17 protein-coding genes are annotated in these 17,628 nt (G+C 61.9%); 9 read left to right on the top strand and 8 right to left on the bottom strand.

The genetic code is table 11. From position 1 onward, the window contains the following. Positions 1-47 precede the first annotated feature (47 nt). Together JQ597_RS09250 and JQ597_RS09255 are read left to right on the top strand one after the other, a co-directional pair. Positions 48-866 carry a dienelactone hydrolase family protein gene (locus JQ597_RS09250; RefSeq protein ID WP_212263885.1) on the top strand — a complete coding sequence of 273 codons (819 nt, stop codon included), beginning with the start codon at positions 48-50 and terminating at the stop codon, positions 864-866. Positions 867-1,041: 175 nt separating this feature from the next. Next, complete coding sequence (locus JQ597_RS09255; RefSeq protein ID WP_212263886.1) at positions 1,042-2,199, top strand: epoxide hydrolase family protein; 1,158 nt, start codon at positions 1,042-1,044, stop codon at positions 2,197-2,199. A 9-nt stretch (positions 2,200-2,208) separates the two neighbouring features. Here JQ597_RS09255 and JQ597_RS09260 read toward each other — a convergent pair whose 3' ends face one another. Together JQ597_RS09260 and JQ597_RS09265 are read right to left on the bottom strand one after the other, a co-directional pair. Further along, positions 2,209-3,150 carry a GAF domain-containing protein gene (locus JQ597_RS09260; protein WP_212263887.1) on the bottom strand — a complete coding sequence of 314 codons (942 nt, stop codon included), beginning with the start codon at positions 3,148-3,150 and terminating at the stop codon, positions 2,209-2,211. 124 nt (positions 3,151-3,274) lie between these two features. Beyond that, a complete protein-coding gene (locus JQ597_RS09265) occupies positions 3,275-4,069 on the bottom strand; it encodes a class II aldolase/adducin family protein (protein ID WP_212263888.1) in 795 nt (264 codons plus the stop codon). A gap of 222 nt (positions 4,070-4,291) precedes the next feature. On the opposite strand from JQ597_RS09265, the gene JQ597_RS09270 reads away from it, so the two are divergent. Continuing rightward, complete coding sequence (locus tag JQ597_RS09270; protein WP_212263889.1) at positions 4,292-5,302, top strand: glutathione S-transferase N-terminal domain-containing protein; 1,011 nt, start codon at positions 4,292-4,294, stop codon at positions 5,300-5,302. 137 nt (positions 5,303-5,439) lie between these two features. On the opposite strand, the gene JQ597_RS09275 is transcribed toward JQ597_RS09270, so the two are convergent. From JQ597_RS09275 to JQ597_RS09300, 6 genes are all read right to left on the bottom strand, one after another. Next, a complete protein-coding gene (locus tag JQ597_RS09275; protein WP_192738695.1) occupies positions 5,440-5,712 on the bottom strand; it encodes a hypothetical protein in 273 nt (90 codons plus the stop codon). Positions 5,713-5,790: 78 nt separating this feature from the next. Further along, positions 5,791-6,420, bottom strand: coding sequence for a 2-hydroxychromene-2-carboxylate isomerase (locus JQ597_RS09280; protein ID WP_212263890.1), 630 nt, complete (start codon positions 6,418-6,420; stop codon positions 5,791-5,793). Positions 6,421-7,030: 610 nt separating this feature from the next. After that, a complete protein-coding gene (locus JQ597_RS09285; RefSeq protein WP_212263891.1) occupies positions 7,031-8,941 on the bottom strand; it encodes a flavin-containing monooxygenase in 1,911 nt (636 codons plus the stop codon). A gap of 13 nt (positions 8,942-8,954) precedes the next feature. Further along, a complete protein-coding gene (locus JQ597_RS09290) occupies positions 8,955-9,728 on the bottom strand; it encodes an SDR family NAD(P)-dependent oxidoreductase (protein WP_212263892.1) in 774 nt (257 codons plus the stop codon). Beyond that, positions 9,718-10,377, bottom strand: coding sequence for a TetR/AcrR family transcriptional regulator (locus JQ597_RS09295; RefSeq protein WP_212263893.1), 660 nt, complete (start codon positions 10,375-10,377; stop codon positions 9,718-9,720). The genes JQ597_RS09290 and JQ597_RS09295 overlap by 11 nt, the downstream gene beginning before the upstream one ends. Further along, a complete protein-coding gene (locus JQ597_RS09300; protein WP_212263894.1) occupies positions 10,374-11,867 on the bottom strand; it encodes an AMP-binding protein in 1,494 nt (497 codons plus the stop codon). The genes JQ597_RS09295 and JQ597_RS09300 overlap by 4 nt, the downstream gene beginning before the upstream one ends. Positions 11,868-12,048: 181 nt before the next feature. On the opposite strand from JQ597_RS09300, the gene JQ597_RS09305 reads away from it, so the two are divergent. From JQ597_RS09305 to JQ597_RS09330, 6 genes are all read left to right on the top strand, one after another. Next, positions 12,049-13,308: an ABC transporter substrate-binding protein gene (locus JQ597_RS09305; RefSeq protein ID WP_212263895.1), complete on the top strand. Its 1,260-nt coding sequence runs from the start codon at positions 12,049-12,051 to the stop codon at positions 13,306-13,308. 98 nt (positions 13,309-13,406) lie between these two features. Next, positions 13,407-14,309 carry a branched-chain amino acid ABC transporter permease gene (locus tag JQ597_RS09310; protein WP_212263896.1) on the top strand — a complete coding sequence of 301 codons (903 nt, stop codon included), beginning with the start codon at positions 13,407-13,409 and terminating at the stop codon, positions 14,307-14,309. After that, positions 14,306-15,334, top strand: a complete 1,029-nt coding sequence (locus JQ597_RS09315) for a branched-chain amino acid ABC transporter permease (protein ID WP_502754352.1) — start codon at positions 14,306-14,308, stop codon at positions 15,332-15,334. Before JQ597_RS09310 ends, JQ597_RS09315 begins: the two co-directional genes overlap by 4 nt. Further along, positions 15,331-16,116 carry an SDR family NAD(P)-dependent oxidoreductase gene (locus JQ597_RS09320; RefSeq protein ID WP_212263897.1) on the top strand — a complete coding sequence of 262 codons (786 nt, stop codon included), beginning with the start codon at positions 15,331-15,333 and terminating at the stop codon, positions 16,114-16,116. The genes JQ597_RS09315 and JQ597_RS09320 overlap by 4 nt, the downstream gene beginning before the upstream one ends. Before the next feature lie 2 nt (positions 16,117-16,118). Continuing rightward, positions 16,119-16,877 carry an ABC transporter ATP-binding protein gene (locus JQ597_RS09325; protein ID WP_192738686.1) on the top strand — a complete coding sequence of 253 codons (759 nt, stop codon included), beginning with the start codon at positions 16,119-16,121 and terminating at the stop codon, positions 16,875-16,877. Further along, positions 16,874-17,590 carry an ABC transporter ATP-binding protein gene (locus JQ597_RS09330; RefSeq protein WP_211998685.1) on the top strand — a complete coding sequence of 239 codons (717 nt, stop codon included), beginning with the start codon at positions 16,874-16,876 and terminating at the stop codon, positions 17,588-17,590. The genes JQ597_RS09325 and JQ597_RS09330 overlap by 4 nt, the downstream gene beginning before the upstream one ends. The last annotated feature ends 38 nt before the right edge of the window (positions 17,591-17,628 follow it).

Genomic DNA, 17,628 nt, shown 5'->3' on the forward strand with positions numbered 1-17,628 from the left:
CTAATTCCGGAGGCGCCGATCGTTGCGCGCGCGGGGAGTGACGCCAGATGCCAAAACGATCCATGAAGCACGATGACCCGCTCGAGGATTTCACGCGCCGCGAGATTGCGCTCGACGGCGTCAGCAAGGCGGTGCATGTCGCAGGCAGTGGACCTGCGGTCATCGTGATGACCGAGATGCCCGGCATCAGCCCCTATGTCGCGCGTTTCGCCCGCTGGGTGCGCGACGCCGGGTTCACGGTCTACATGCCTTCGCTGTTCGGCCGCGATGGCGCTGTTCCCAATGTGGAAGAGGGCACCGCCGTCTTTCAACGCGCCTGCGTCAGCGCCGAGTTCCGGGCATTGGCCGCCAATCAATCAAGCCCGGTGACGCAGTGGCTGCGGTCGCTGGCGAGATTTGCGCACGGGGAGTGCGGCGGTCCCGGCGTCGGCGCCATCGGGATGTGTTTTACCGGAAATTTTGCGCTGACGATGATGCTGGAGCCGTCGATGCTGGCGCCGGTTCTCTCGCAGCCGTCATTGCCGCTGAACGATCCGGCCGGCATCGAAATCGCGCCGGACGAAGTCAAGGCCGTGCGCGAACGGCTCGATCGGGAAGGTCTGACCGTGCTGGCCTATCGCTTCGAGGGCGACAAGTTTTGCATGGCGCAGCGCTTTGCGGCCTATCAGGAGGCGCTTGGCGACCGCTTCATCGGCCGGGTGCTTCCCGACAACGCGGCGAACACCGATATTCCCGAGTTCTTCGAGCGCTACGTCACGACGCCGCATAGTGTCGTGACCGCCCACCTGATCGACGAAGCCGGCCAGCCGACCATCGCAGCCCGCGACGAGATTTTGGGGTTTTTCAAGCAGCGCCTGGCGCCTTGACGCGTCAGGCGCCGCACAACTGCGGCGAGGTCAAGGGAGGATCCAGCAACAGGACTCCGGAACGTCTCGACCAGCCCGTCAATTTGCATCAAGCTGACGCGTCTGCGTAATGTCACGCACATAAAATGGGCGGGATGCAATTGCAGCTTGCCATCAGGCATTGTGAGAATTCTCCATGAGCGCTGAAATCAAACCCTATCGCATCTCGGTCGGCGACGATGTGCTCGACGATCTGAAGTCGCGGTTGCGGAATACGCGCTGGCCGGAGGCCGAACTGGTCGACGACTGGAGCCAGGGTGCGCCATTGAAATGGATCAAGGATATTTGCCGGTACTGGGCCGACGAATATGACTGGCGCGCCCGCGAGGCACGCCTCAATCGCTTTACGCAATTTACGACCGAAATCGACGGCCTCGATATTCACTTCCTGCATGTCCGCTCGCCGCATCCGCAGGCCATGCCGCTGATCATCACCCATGGCTGGCCGGGTTCAGTCGTCGAATTCCACAAGGTGATCGAGCCGCTCACCAACCCGACCGCTTATGGCGGCAGCGCCGCCGATGCCTTTCACGTTGTTTGTCCGTCGTTGCCCGGCTTCGGCTTTTCGGCCAAACCCACCACGACAGGTTGGGGCGTCGATCGAATTGCCGCCGCCTGGGCGGTGCTGATGAACCGTCTTGGCTATGCGCGCTATGGCGCGCAAGGCGGTGACTGGGGCTCGGCGGTGACGACCGCGCTGGGCGCGCAGGATGGCGAACACTGCGCCGGCATTCACATCACGCTGGCGATGTCGGCGCGTCCCAACGTGGACGGGCAGCCGACGCCGGAGGAAGCGCGGGCGCTGCAGGGCATCAAATACTATGCCGACTGGGATTCCGGCTATTCCAAGCAGCAATCGACCCGGCCGCAAACCCTGGGCTATGGGCTGACGGATTCGCCGAGCGGCCAGGCGGCGTGGATTCTCGAGAAATTCTGGGCCTGGACCGATTGCGACGGGCACCCCGAGAATATTCTCGGCCGCGACGAACTGCTCGACAATGTCATGCTGTATTGGGTGACCGCGACCGCCGCCTCATCGGCGCGTCTCTATTGGGAGAGTTTTGGGCCGAAGCGCCGGACGCCCCACAAGGTCACGATCCCGAGCGGGGTTGCCGTGTTTCCCAAGGAGATCGTCACACCGGTGCGGCGGTGGATGGAAGGAAGCTACACCGACATCCGGCAGTGGCGCGAATTGCCGAAGGGCGGTCACTTCGCGGCCTTCGAGCAGCCTGAGCTGTTTGTGCGCGAGGTGCGGGACTTCTTTGGGGTTTTGCGCCGGCCTGTGGCGCGTTGATCCGATCGTTCAGAGATACCAGGCGAGCACGGCCTTGAGCTGGGCGCTCTCGATCACCGGCAGCACGACGATCTGATTCATCCCGGCCGCACGCGCTGCCTGTGATGCCACTGACTCATCGACCTTCAGATGCTCGTTAATCGCGGGCATGCCCGTCGCCCAGGCCCCACCGATGCTGCCTTCGCCCTTGCCGATGCTCTTTGACGCGTAAATCGATTCAAGCTCGATATTCTTGCTGCAATCGCCGGAATGAAAGACCAGTGCCGATCGTGATGGATTCGGTACCCAGATTTCAAAACGCTTGGCGATCGGGGTCGCCTGCGCCGACAGGAACGTCATCACCCAGGTTTTTTCAGGTGACGTCGTGTAGGGAATGCCGACACCGCAATTGATGCCGATTTCGGAAGCTTCTTCCCAGCGCAGGAAGCGCTTGGAATTGTGCAGGTCCTTGATGATCAGCGGCATGCCGGCTTTCCAGGTCCGCCCGGGCAGGCCAAAGCCCCGCGGAAACTTGGTGTGCCGCGAGTTGAACTCGAACATGTCGGCCGTGCCGTAATAGCCGTCGACAAGCCCCATTTCGTGGCTGACGCCGGCATCATTGTGCCAGAGTTCGATGGCGCCGACGTGCTTCTCGTCGTCACCGCAGAACAGCACCATGACAGCCATCAGGAATTCGCCGGCGAACACCGGCAGCGCCACGCCACAGGTCAACCCGGCTTCGATCGCCTCGTCGGTGCGCTTGAAGTAGGAGTTGGCAAATTTGGTGAGAATGACCGGATGGCCGGAGGCCCAGGCCTTGCCGGGCAACCCTTCATCGTAGGCAAACAGCGCATTTTCGCTGACCGCCTTGAACTCCGAATACTCCTCGCTGCAAAGACTACCGCCGAATTCCAGACGCGTGCGGGTCCGGTCCGGTACCCACAGTTCAACCACTCGAATGAACGTCTTCATCGGGACGCACCTATCGCCTCATCGACGACCAGCATCCGCGATTTAGCGACGGTATGTACGATCAAATTACAGGCAAGCGCCGCCCAAACTTCGTGCGAAGTGCGTCAACGGGCAGGACGGAACCTCAATTCCGATAGGACGGATCGATGCGATCGAGTTTACGTAGATAAGCGGGCCAGGCGAGGTCGCCATTTCGGGCCGGCCGGTCAACCCGCGGCCGCATCTTGTCGTAGGTCGCTTCGAGAATGCTTTGCGACGGATAAATCAATTTGGTGTTGCAGGACAGTGCCATGATCTGCACCTGGCAGGCGCGTTCCAGGCGCCACAGCACGTTGAACGCCGATGGCACGGTTCTACCGACGACGAGCAGCCCGTGGTTGCGCAGGATCATGGCTTCGTGGTCGCCAAGGTCCCTGACCAGCCGCGCACGCTCGTCGACGTCGTCGGCGATGCCTTCAAAATCGTGGTAAGCGACATGCAGGAACCGCATCGAGGTCTGGGCCAGCGGAAGCAGCCCGCATTCCATCGCCGAGACCGCCATGCCGGCCGGCGTGTGCGTATGCGCGACGCAATCCATGTCGTGCTTGGCCATGTGAATGGCGCTGTGAATGACGAAGCCGGCGAGATTGACGTTGTAGTCGGTCGCGTTGAGCAGCGTGTTGCCGTCGACGTCGACCTTGATCAGGCACGATGCGTCGATCTCTTCGTAGAGCATCCCGTAAGGATTGATCAGGAACTGATCTGTCGTTCCCGGCACCCGGCAGGAGATATGATTGGCGATCATTTCGGTCATGCCATACAGCGCCGTGAGGCGGTAGCAGGCCGCCAGATCCACTCGTGCCTGCCATTCCTCCGCACTGACCTGCTCGCGAACTGATCTCACGACCTTGATGGCAGGCGAACTGACTGGGGGATTCATGGCGTTTCTCCACTAGGCGGGATTCATTGGGCCAAGCGGGGCCCGATCATTTGGTATGGAGGATAGCTGCAGAATTCGCTGCGCCGCAAGGCAAGCCATGCCGGATTATTGCAGGGCTGACGGGCGAAATCCGAATGCACCGGTTGGCGCAAACCCGCTTCGATGCCAGTATCAGGGCAAGCGTGGCCGGCGTTTCAGATTTGGGACGATCGAGGGAGTACCATGACTGAAGGCCGCTATCGGCTGATCGGATCGACCGCGTCGCCTTACGCCATCAAGCTGCGCGCACTGATGCGCTATCGCAGGATTCCTTTCGACTGGGTCATCATGACCAAGGCGCTCCGGAAGGCGACCGAACATCTGCGGCCGAACCTGATCCCGGTGCTGCAATATCCCGACGGCACGTTTCGTGGTGACAGCACGACATTGGCTTACGACCTGGAGCGGCGTCATCAGGCGCGATCCGTCATCCCCGACGACAAGGCGGTCGCATTCGTGTGCGACCTGCTGGAAGATCTCGCCGACGAATGGGCGGTCAAGCCGTTGTTTCTGTATCGATGGTGGGATCCGGAGGATCAGGCCTATGTCTCACGCTGGGCCGGCGAAGAGTGGTCGGTGTCGGAGGCTGCGACCGGCAGCCATGCGGAGATCGAGCAATTCCGCCAGCGGCAGATTTCACGGATGGTTATTCTCGGTGCGACCGCGGAGAACAAGCCGCTGCTCGAGGAAAGTTACTTGCGAATGCTTGCGGCGTTCGAGCCGCATGTCGGCATGACCAGCTATCTGTTCGGCAGCCGGCCGTCGCTCGCCGACTGTGCCTGGTTCGGCCAGCTCAGCGAGATGGCAACGGACCCTACGCCGATGCGGATCATGCGTGAGAAGGCGCCGTTCACGGATCACTGGGTACGGCGCCTGGACGACGCTTCGGGCGTCGAGGGCGAATGGTATCCGCGCGCGCAGGCACTCGGCGGAATGGCTGAGGAGCTCTTGAGAATTACGGGCGAACTCTATTTGCCGTTCCTGGTCGCAAACGCGGAAGCCTTTGCGAAAGGCCTCGACCGGCTGGAGATCAACGTCTGGGGTCTGCCCTATGCGCTGGCACCGTTCAAATATCAGGTGAAGTGCCTGCAACAGCTTTGCGAAAAATTCGCAGCCTTGGATGCGGTAGATCGCGCCGCATTACGACCGGTGCTGGAGCGCACCGGATGCTGGTCTCATTTAATGGCTTCTTGAGAGCCTGATTACCGCGAAAGTCGTCATGCCCGGGCTTGTCCCGGGCATCCACGTCTTTTCAGTTTGACAGCAAGGAAGACGTGGATGGCCGGGACAAGCCCGGCCATGACGAGAAGCGAGTTGATTTCCTGAGAAGCTCAATCCTTCGGGAAATCCTTGCGCATCGCGATTTCGGCGGCGTCACCGGGCGACAGCACATTGCCGTCGAATGCCGGCTGACGTTCGGTCACGATGTCGTAGAGCGAGATCTGCTTGATGGGCTTCGCCATCAATTGCCGGATGCAATCAGCCAATGTTCCGTTGTAAACGAGATACGGCGTCTTGCTGGTGACCCGCTCATTCCTGAGCGAGGGCCACTTTTTCAGGTCGGCAGGCGCGTCATAGGCAATCGGGAGGCTTTCTCTGAACATGCCCCGGTTCCGGCGTTTCAACCACCAGACAGGTTAGCCAAACCTGGTAATCAGATTGAAAACGGGAACAGTGCGCGATTACTTCCGGTGCCGGCTGCCCAGCGCGGCCGCAATCGAGTCAGGGTTCTTGATGCGCTCGATCAACAGGTCAATGCGGTCGCCGCCCCAGAACAATTCGCCGTTGAAGACCATGGTCGGCACGCCGAATACGCCGAGATCCTCTGCCTCGTCGATGATGCGGTCATGTTCGGCCCGAGCCGGACCGTGGACATAGGCTTTGAATTCCTCGGCCGAACCGCCAAGCGATGCAATCACGCCGGCAATATCCGACAGTTCGTCGATTTCGAGATCATGGCTCCAGAAGCGCCGGAACACCGTGTCGTGGTAGGAACGAAACAGGCCATGACGCTGCGCGAACAACATGCCCGCGCTGGCATAGAAGGCATCATAGATGCGCCGCGGGCCCTTCATGGTGAGGCCCTGCGCGTTGGCATAGCGCCGCGCGTCCATATAGGCGTAACGCACCTTGCGCCAGAAATGCGGTGTACGCTCTTCCACCGTGCCCATGAACTCGGCGACGCGTAGCGTATAGGGCAGCCATTCGAGCTCGACGCCGTATTCGTCCTCGAGTTCGAACAGCCGCTTGTTCGCGACAAACGCGTAGGGGCTCTTGTAGTCGGTATAGATTCGTATGCGAGGTTTTGTCATCGCCGCTTCCTGTCACGATCGGGTAATTGTTTCCGATCCAAATGACGGAAGCAATCTAAGGAGATCTCGTCGATCGCCGGAAAGCTGTCATGGAGTCAAACGAATGAGAGCCAAACGAATGGGCCCCGGTGCATTCAAGCAGCGCGGGGCCCTACATCTTCGTTATAGGCGAAGGGTTTTCTGGTAGACACCAGTGCATCTTCAAAATCGAAAAGCGCTTGGCCTTTGCGCTCCGATCTTGCGCATATGTTTGAATTTTTAGGCGGCGCAACGGGGCTAGCAGCTGCTGTTCACCCAATTTGCGTCGAGACCTTGCGGTTGAGCAAGGTCACTGGCTTAGCCGGTGGCGTCATGCTCCTCTCCAAGAGTGGGCCCTACGAACTTACGTCCGCATCCGCTGCTTGCAGGTCGATCACATGATCGGTCGCCATTCCCGCGAGGCAGGGAGCCGAAGGCTCCGCTACGCCGACAGGTGCAGCGTTTGAAATGCTGCGGCAGATATCGTCAGGTGTCAAGTTTATGCTGAGAAAAATCGCACTTGGGTTCCCGTGCGTACGCCCGCCGGATGGAAGAGGGTTCCGCTCTTGAGCGCCATTTTGAAGCGATGAACTCATGCTTTGGTCTGCCGATACTGGTTGAAATCCGGATCATGAGTCATCGCCCAGTAATCGACGAACCGCCACGGCATCGCTGAGAACACCCGGCCCTGGCCGTTGCGATAGTAGGTGGTCATGCCCGGATGAGACCAGATCAACTGCTCATGCTCGGCATCGACTTTCTCGATGTATTGATCGTGCGCGTCCCGGCGAACATCAATCGCGGCGATGTCGCGCTCGATCATCTCGACCAGGCAGGCACTGATGTAGCGGCTCTGGCACTCCGACTGAAAGATCACGCTGCCGCCATGCGCGGGCCCGGAGTTCGGGCCGAGCATGACGAAGAAGTTCGGGAAGTCAGGCACGGTGAGCCCGAGATAGGCTGTCGGGTTATCGTTGGCCCAGGCCTGCCTGAGGTCCTTGCCGTCACGGCCGGTGATGTTGAGGCGCGCCGCCATCTCGGTGACCTTGAAGCCGGTCGAGATCACGATGATGTCGGCCGGCCGCGATTTACCGTCTGACGCGACAATGCCGTCAGCTGTGAAATGGTCGATGCTGTCGGTGACCAGTTCGACATTCGGTTTTGTCAGCGTCTTGAACCAGTTGTTGTCCAGCAGGATGCGCTTGCCGTAAGGCGGATAAGTCGGCACGCATTTTTCAATCAGGTCGGGACGGTCCTTGAGTTCGGACAGGATAAAATCCGTCAACTCCTCGCGGTGGCGGTCGTTGCCCTTGTTTACGGCGCGCTCGGGATGCGGCCAGTTCGGATCCTTGCGCAGGAACGGCAGCAGGCCGTCGCCGTAGCGCCAGAACATGTTGAAGCGGTACCACTGCACATAGAAGGGCAGATGGGCGAGCAGCCATTGCGCACCGTCGCTGATCGGGTCGGAATAGCCCGCGACCGGTCGTGCCCATTGCGCGGTCCGTTGATAGACGGTCAGCGATGCCACCTGGCCCGCGATCGCCGGCGCCAGCTGCATCGCGGTGGCGCCGGTGCCGATGACAGCGACATGCTTGCCGTCGAGCTTGATGTTGTCCGACCACAATGCGGAATGCAGGGTCTGCCCTTTGAAATTTTCTTCGCCCTTGAAATGCGCGGGCGAGGGGTCGTTGAGCTGACCGATCGCGCTGACAAGGGTCGTCGATTCAACGATCTCTTCGCCATTTGCCGTCTTGAGCGTCGAAATCCAGCGCCGCTTGCTCTCATCCCAGCGCGCAGATGTCAGTTCGGTGTTGAGGCGGAGGTGCTGTCGAATGTCGTATTCGAGCGCGACCTTCTTGAGATAGTCGAGCAGTTCCTGGCGCTGGGCGAAGTAACGCGTCCATGGATTACGGGCGCCGAACGAGAAGGAGTAGGAGTGGTTCGGCGTATCGACGCCGCAACCGGGGTAGCGATTGACATACCAGGTACCGCCGAGTTCGGCGTTCTTCTCGACGATGGTGTAGGGAATGCCGAGGCGGCCCAGCGCGACGCCAAGCGCGATTGCGCAGACGCCGGCGCCGACAATCAGCACATGCTGCTGCGCCAGTTTGTCGTCGGCCGGAGGTTTGGTCCAGCTGATGTCGCGGGGGATAAAGCCCATTTCCTCGCGCATCAGCGGCGCATACTCCGGCGTGACGTTTTCGCCGAGCGTCGCGCGCATCATCTTCAGCATCAATTCGTCGCCGGGATCTGATATCACAGGCTTGGGCTCGCCATTGGCGAACAGCTTCACGACAGCAGCGCGGATTTCGTCCTGCACTTCGCGGGGCAGGCCGGCCTCGGGGTCGGGGATCAGGCGAACGTCGCGCCTCGGCTTGTACGGTGGCTCCAGCCAGCGTTCATCGCCGGTCATGTGGACCAGCACCATCAGCAGCACGCGGATATCGCCTTCGGCGATGGCCGATGCGAGATCGAGCTTCTTGCGGGGCATCTCGATGTTCATGCTCGTATCCTTGTTACGTGCCAGGCGCTTCGCGCAGGCCGCCATAGGCGGCCCAGGTGGTGCCGGCGATGTATCCGGCGTCGACCGGCAGGTTGATGCCGGTGACACCGCTGCTCATCGGTGACAGCAACCACGCAATCGCCTGCGCGACCTCGATCGGCTCGACCAGCCGGTTCATCGCGGTCGGGTTTTCGAGCAGGCGCTTGTTGAGCGCGCCGGAGGCAATGCCGGCTTCGAGCGCCGCGGTGCGGGTGAACCCGGGAGAGACGGCATTGACGCGCACGCCGGTGCGGCCCCATTCGGCGGCAAGCGTCTGCGTGATCTGAATGACGCCGGCTTTGGCGGCGGTATAGGCGTGGATCGGCCCGGAGGTCATGCCGGCGACCGAGGCGACATTGACGATGGCGCCATGCCGGCGCTCGGCCATTTTGACGCCAACGCTGCGCGCGACCAGAAATGTCCCGCGCAGGTCGATATTGACCTCGCGGTCCCACTGATCCATCCGCACGCGCTCGATTGGATGCATCTTGCCGAACACACCGGCCGCATTGACGAGGCCCGTGATCGGGCCGTGCGCCGCCTCGATATCCGCGATGCCGCTGACGACGGCGCTCTCGCTGGCGACATCGAAAGGGGCAGGCCACAGGATCGTCTTTGTGCCGGCCAGTGGTTCCGGCGCAATGTCGGTGATCACAACACGCTGGCCCTGTTCGGCCAGAAGCGTCGCGGTTGCGGCGCCAATGCCGCGGCTTCCGCCGGTGACGAGAACGATACCCTCAGCGTTCATGGTCGTTGCCTTTGCCGGCTGAATTGAAGAGTCCGCGCGTCATCAGCTTCTGGTAGGCGGAGATGACATGGTCGGGCACGGCCGTGACCGCACCGTCCGAATAGGAATACCGCCGGCTCAGATAGCCGCGCGCGCCCATCAATATTTGGACGATCGCCTCGAATTCCTCGTCGCTGTAACTGTCGACCGTGCCGGCAAGCCGCGCGCGCTTCAGGATACGGACATAGGCCGTCGAGATGTTCTCGAAATGCTTCTGGTAGCCGATCGGCGCAAAGAACTCGGCCTCGTTGAGGATGCGCAGGAATTCCGGCACCTCGCGGATGAAGTCGAAGAAGGCGCTGAAGCGTTCGACTTCCTGCTGCGCGGTCTGCGCCGTGCCGGTGCGCGCACGGATGAAGCGCACCATGTCGATGCCGATTTTCGGCAGCAATTGATCCAGCAGTTCCTGGCGGTTTTCGAAATGATTGTAGAACGTGCCTTGCGCGACGCCGGCTTCCTCGGTGATGCGGGCGACGGAGGCTTCGGCATAGCCGTATTTGCCGACGATCTTGGTCGCGGCATCGAAAATCTTGCGCTTGGTCCAGGCGTTGCGCTCGACGCGGTTGAGTTTTGTGACCTTGCCGGAATTGGCTCGCGTTGACTGCGTCATGAAGCCTCCAGTTCGGCGCGCAGCACGCGCTTGAGCACCTTGCCCGACGGATTGCGCGGCAGGCTGTCGCGAATGATCAATTGCTTAGGCACCTTGAAGCCGGCGAGCCGCGCGCGGCAATGATCGGTCAGGGCAGGCAGTTCCAGCGCGGCGCCTTCTCCCAGCACCACGATCGCGACGGGCTTTTCGCCCCAGCGAGCGTCCGGCATGCCGATGACGGCGCATTCGCGCACCTGCGGCAATTCATAGATCACGCGTTCGACTTCGGACGACGCGATATTCTCGCCACCTGAAATGATCATGTCCTTCTTGCGGTCGGTGAGGTAGAGGAAGCCGTCTTCATCGAGATAGCCGACGTCGCCGCTGCGGAACCAATCGCCGAAGAAAGCGGCTGCGGTTTTCTCGGGATCTTTCCAGTAACCTTGGGTGACCTTCGGTCCACGCAGACAGATTTCGCCGTTTTCGCCGGGCGCCAGGCGGCTGCCCGCATCGTCGCGGATCTCAATCTCGACATGGGCGATGGCGCGGCCGGTCGATCCGATCTTTTCGATCTCAAGGCCGGGCTCCATAAAGGTGTCGCCGCCGCAGGTTTCCGTCAGGCCATAGGCGTCGATGTAGCGGGCGTTCGCAAAATATTCGGAGAAGCTGCGGATGCGCGCTTCCGGTGTCTTCTCGCCGCCGCCGATCGCCCATCGCAGGCTCGAGACGTCGTAGCGATCGCGGGTCGGGCAGGTGAGGATCGCCGTGGTCATCACGGGCGCGAACCACGCCGCGTTCAGCTTTTCGGCTTCGATCGCCGCCAGCGCCTGCTCGGGTTCGAAGTTGCGGTGGATGGAAAGCATGCCGCCATGCCACAGCACGGCTATACCAGGCAGATCGAGCGCGCCGACATGGTAGAGCGGGCCGACCACCAGCAACCGCGTCTCCGCGTTCAGTCCCAGCGCCAGCGTCTGGTCGGCTGACTTCCAGTAGATGTTCTCATAGGTGAGCATCACGCCCTTGGGGCGGTCGGTGGTGCCCGACGTGTACATCAGCCGCATCAGGTCGCGCGGTTGTCTTGGATGCATCGGGGCAGGGGCGATGTCAGGCGCGAGCCGCGAGATGCCGGATTGCTCGGCCTCATCGAGCAGCACCACGGGAACGTTACCTGCGGCGATGCCGGCCAGCTCTTCGTCAGCAATTAAAATGCGCGCGCCGGAATTGCCAACGATGTAACCGACCTCGTCGGCCGACAGCCGATAATTGATCGGCAGAAACACCGCGCCGATGTGGCTGGTTGCAAACACCAGTTCGAGAAACGCGGTGCTGTTCTTCATCAGCACCGCGACGACATCGCCGGCGCCGATGCCGCGCGAGGCCAGCCAGCCGCCCACGTGGCCGATGCGGCGGTGGAAGTCGGCGTAGTAGATCTCCTCGCCGCGGTATTTCAGCGCACAGCGGCCCGGCGTCCGCCTGGCGTGAAACGCGATGAAGCTCGAAAGGTTGATCATTTCTCGGCTCAAAAGGCCGGATTCCGGCCCGATCTCCCGTTAGATGAATTATGACTCGTAATTCATATTTGGCTTGACGTCTCCCCCTTTGCTCTGAAATCTTGTGAGTACGGGGGCAACACGATCCCCGGCTGGGATTTGGGCAGGAAACTGGGAACGCAAACCCGAGAGGGAGGGAATAATGACGAGAACCCGCAAACCGGGCATCAGCCGCCGTTCAACCCTGGCGCTGATGGGCGCCGGTGCCGTGACTTTCGCGGCACCATGGGTGGCGCGGGCGCAGGCCAAGACCATCAAGGTCGGCATGCCGACCATTCTCTCCGGCCGCGTGGCGCAACTCGGAACCTCATCGCGCAACGGCGTGATGCTGGAAGTCGAGAAGGTCAACGCCGCCGGCGGCCTCGCCGGACGGCAGATCGAGATGGTGATCCGCGATTCCAAGGGGCAGCCGCAGGAAGCCGCCCGCGTGGCGCGCGAACTGGTCAACACCGATGGCTGCGAACTCCTGATCGATGCCGAGGCCTCATCCGGAGCGTTCGCCGTGCACGAAGTCGCGCGCGATCTCGGCGTGCTCTGCATTCACACCAATTCGGAAACCTCGGCGCTGACCGCCGATCCCAAGCAGCACATTCCCAACGCGTTCCGCACCGCGCGCCAGGGCGTGCATGATTCCATCGTCGGCGGCAGCTATGCGGCGGCGATCGCCAAGGCCAAGGGCCTGAAGAGATGGGCGACCTGCTCGCCCGACTACGCCTACGGCCGCGACACCACGGGCGAATATGTGACGTACCTGAAGCGCTTTGCGCCTGATGTCGAGATCATCAGCGAGTCCTGGCCAAAGCTATTCCAGCCCGACTACACCGAGGTGGTGACGAAAATCCTGCAGGCCAAACCACAAGCGCTGTATTCCTGCCTGTGGGGCGGTGATCTGACCTCCTACATCGATCAGGCCAATATCTATGCGCTGTTCACCCAGATGGAGGTGTTCGCCGTCAACATGGCCGACTACACCGCGCTGACCGTGGTGAAGAACCTGCCCAAGGGCATTCATTCCGGTAACCGCTACATCAAGACCTATCCTGCGACCGCGGAGAACGCGGCCTGGGGCGATGCCTACAAGGCGAAATACAATGAGTACCCGACCAACTGGTCGTGGGAGAACGCAACCGCGATCATGTTGCTCGCCGAGGCCTCGAAGAAGGCGAATTCCGCCGACGGCAAGAAGCTTGCGGAGGCATTGCGTGGCCTCAAGATCAAATCGCCGTTCGGCGCCGACGGCACCGTGACGATGCGGGCCGAGGACCAGACCCTGATCGGCTATGCAATCGGGTGGGGCACGACGATCCCGCAAGAGCCCTACGTGCCGGAGGTCAAGCCGGGCGACTGGAAGACCATTCTCGAACTCGAAGCCGAGTGGAAGAAGAGCAAGGGTTACACCTGATCTACCTGCGAAACGGAGGCGGCGCAGGCCGCCTCCGTTCACCGCCCCATGGTTCTTTCGCGCGCCGATCTTCCGGCACGCCGTAACGGATATTTTCCTTGGATCTCGATACACTCACCGGCTGTCTCGCCAGCTCCGCCTGTCTGGTGACGCAAACCACCAGCGGCTTCATCATCGGCATGTTGCTGTTTCTCGTCGCCGTCGGGCTGACGCTGATTTTCGGCGTGCTCAAGGTGGTGAATTTCAGCCACGGCGCCTTCTATATGTTCGGCGCCTATTTCGCGATGACGGCCTATCAGCTGTCAGGCAGCTTTGCGCTGGCGATGCTGTGCGGTGCGGCCGGCACCGCGCTGCTTGGCTTGATCTTCGAGCGCGTCTTCATGAGCCGGGTCTACGGCCGCGACGTGTTGATGCAGGTCCTCGTCTGCTACGCCTTCGTGCTGATATTTGACGATGTCGTACGGATGATCTGGGGACCGGAATTCAAGTCGATGGGCATGCCGGCGGCGTTCCAGGTGCCGCCGCTGTTCATCGCCGGCGGCGTGGTGCCGCCCTATTATTTGCTGCTGATCAGCGTCGCGCTGGTGGCCGCGATCATTCTCGGCCTCGGTCTTTCGCGCACGCGGATCGGCAAGGTGATCCGGGCCGCGGCGCATAATCCGGGCATGGTGTCCGCGCTCGGCATCAACACCGGCCTGATCTATGGCGGCGTGTTCGCGCTCGGCGGCATGCTGGCGGGACTGGCCGGCGCGCTCGCGGCACCCGTGCGGTCACTGACACCGGGGATGGGATTTTCGGTGCTGATCGAATCCTTCATCGTGACTGTCATCGGTGGCATGGGCTCGATCCTGGGTGCACTGATCGGCGCGCTCCTGATCGGCATGATCCGCTCGTTCGGTTCGCTCGGCTTTCCCCTGTTTACAGAAGGCCTGATGTACCTGTTCATGGTGATCGTGCTGGTCTCCCGCCCGACCGGCCTGTTCGGCAAGGAGGTCGCGTGACCGAATTGCAGGCCGAACAGGCGAGCAAGGTGCTCGACAATTCCGTTACCCAGGCAAAGCCGCGCCCCAACCGGGATGCCCTGATTGCGCTTGCGGTCTTTGTCGTGCTCGCCCTGCTGCCGATGCTCACCAGCAGTAAATTCCTGCTCGACTTCGTGATCCGTTGCGCAGCCTATGGGCTGTTCGCGACGTCGCTCAACCTTCTGGTCGGCTACACCGGCCTGACGTCGTTCGGCCACGGCATGTTCTTTGGCCTTGGCGCCTACGGCTTCGGGCTGATGATGCAGAAGACCGGTGTTGCCGTCCCGGTGGCTTTCGTCGCGACGCTGGCGATCACGCTTGTCGTCGCCCTCGTCATTGGTGCGATTTGCGTACGGCTGAAGGAGATCTATTTCGCCTTCGTGACACTGGCGTTCCAGATGCTGATCCATTCGACCATCCTGTCCTGGGTGTCGCTGACCGGCGGCGATCAGGGATTGCGCGGCGGCATTCCCCGGCCGCCATTTTTGGGCATTGACCTGTCGAACCATCTGCATTTGTACATTGTCAGCTGCGCGCTGCTGGTGATCGGATTGTTCCTGATGCATCAGATCGCACAGTCGCCGTTCGGCTACACGCTGCGTATGATCCGCGACAACGCCACGCGGGCGAGCTTCATCGGCATCGACGTCTGGCGCGCCAAACTGACGATCTTCGTGCTCGCCGCGCTGTTCGCCTCGACCGGCGGCATCATCATGGCGCTGTTCGTCTCCGGCGCTTATCCGGAATTCGCCTATTGGACGATTTCGGGCGAGGGCATCTTCATCAACATGCTCGGCGGCGTAACCACCTTCCTGGGGCCGATGGTCGGCACCGCGCTGTTCCTGATCCTCAACGATACCGTCACCCGTGTGACCGAGTATCACGGCATCGTTCTCGGCATCGTGATCCTGTTCTTCGCCATCGGCTTGCGGAAAGGCCTGATGGATTTCGTGATCGAATGGTACGTGCAGCGCCGCGAGCGTTCCGGGGAGCGCGCATCATGAGCCCGGCGGCGAAAGCGCGGATCAGCGTGGTAACGGGCGGTGCCAGCGGGATTGGCGCGGCTTGCGCGCGGGAGTTGGCCGCGAGCGGCGATCTCGTGATGGTCGTCGATCGCGATTTGGCGAAGGCAGGGGATGTCGCCGCGGAATTTGGCGGCAAGGCCTACGTCGTCGATGTCGGGGACGAGACCAGCGTCGAGGCCTGCGCGGAAGCGATTGAGCGCGAATGCGGGCCGGTCGATGTGCTCGTCAACAGTGCCGGGATCATCCAGGTGCCGGTGCGGCCGCACGATTTGCCGATGTCGGCCTGGGACGACGTCGTTCGTGTCGACCAGCGCGGCACCTATGTCGCCTGTCTCGCCTTTGCCCGGCGCATGATCGCGCGCAAACGCGGCAGCATCGTCAACATCGCCTCGATCGCCGGCATGCGCTCGATGCCGTTACATGCCTACGCCCCGGCCAAGGCGGCCGTGATTGCGATCACCGAATGCCTCGCCGCGGAGTGGGGCCCCTCCGGCGTGCGGGTGAATGCCGTTTCTCCGGGCTATACGCTGACGCCGGCGCTGAAGAACGCGATTGATCGTGGCGAGCGGGATGTCTCCGCGCTAACGGCCAATGCCGCGCTGCGCCGTCTGGTCGATCCTTCCGAAATCGGTCGTGTGGTCGCCTTTCTCGCCTCCGATGCCGCGTCCGCGATCACGGGCGCCAATTTGCCGGTCGATTGCGGCTGGTTGGCCGGGACATCGTGGAGCACCTATGGCGGACTTCGGGAGGCGAATGGCTAGCCATGCTGGAAATTCGCGCACTCTCGAAATCTTTCGGCGGCGTCAAGGCGACCGACAACGTGACGCTGGACTTTGCTGACGGTTCGTTGACCGCTGTCATCGGCCCCAATGGTGCCGGCAAGAGCACATTCTTCAACCTGATCACCGGGGCGCTGAAGCCGGATTCCGGCCAGATCCTGCTCAATGGCGTTGATCTTGCCGGGCGCTCGCCGCCCGAGATCGTGCGCCATGGCATCGGACGCGCGTTCCAGGTCGCAAGTATTTTTCCCTCGCTCACGGTGCAGGAAACGATGCTGGCCGCCGTCGGCGCCGATCAGCGCCGCGCCGGTGTTATGCATCGACGGTTTCCGCTGGCTGAAACCCGCGACCGCGCCGAACACGCGATGGAATTGCTGGGGCTTGCCAGCAAGCGTAACCGGACGGCGGCGACACTGTCGCATGGCGACCAGAAGCTGCTCGATATCGCGCTGGCGCTGGTGCTCGATCCCAAGGTCCTGCTGCTCGACGAGCCCACCGCCGGCATGGGCACCGAAGAGCGCTGGCGCATGATCGACAAGGTCAGGGAGCTCTGGGAGAAACAGAAGATCACGGTCGTCTTCATCGAGCACGACATGGATATCGTGTTCAAGATCGCGCCCGAGATCGTGGTGCTGTGCTACGGCCGGATTCTCGCCACTGGCAAGCCCGATGCGGTCCGCCGCAACGAGGCCGTCATCGAGGCCTATCTCGGTACCGAACATCACGCGGAGGCTGCGATATGAGCGCGCAGCCGGTGGTGCAGGTCGAGGACCTCGACGTTTTCTACGGCAGCAGTCAGATCCTGTTTGGCGTCGGCCTGTCGGTGCGGCAGGGCGAGACCATGGCGCTGCTCGGCCGCAACGGCGCCGGCAAGTCGACCACGATGAAGGCGATCATGGGCCTGGCGCCGGCGCGCCGCGGCAAGGTCACCCTGCGGGGCAGGACCGTATCCGGGCTGAAGCCGCATCACATCGCCCGCGCCGGCCTCGGCTTCGTGCCGGAGGATCGCCAGATTTTCCCCGAGCATACGGTGGAAGACAATCTGGAGATCGGCGCCAAGAAGGGCCCCGATGGCCAGGACGAATGGTCGATCCGGCGCATCTACGATGTATTTCCGCTGCTGGAGCCCTTGCGGCACCGGATCGCGGGACGTCTCTCGGGCGGCGAACAGCAGATGCTGGCGATCGCACGCACCCTGATGGGCAATCCGGCGCTGCTGCTGCTGGACGAGCCGAGCGAGGGGCTGGCGCCGATCATCGTGCAAAGGATCGGCGAATTGCTGCGACAACTGCGCGGCACCGGCGCCACGGTGTTGATCGCCGAGCAGAACATGCATTTTTGCCTTGGCCTTGCGAGCCACGCGACGGTTATCGATAAGGGCCAGATCGTCTACACATCCGGTATCGAAGAGCTGAAAGCCAACGAAAACATTCGTCAGCGCTATCTCGCGCTGTAGCTTTCGGCCCGGCCATAGCGTTTTCAAGCGAAGTGGAT

The organism is Bradyrhizobium sp. AUGA SZCCT0177 (genome assembly GCF_018130125.1).
GTDB lineage: Bacteria > Pseudomonadota > Alphaproteobacteria > Rhizobiales > Xanthobacteraceae > Bradyrhizobium.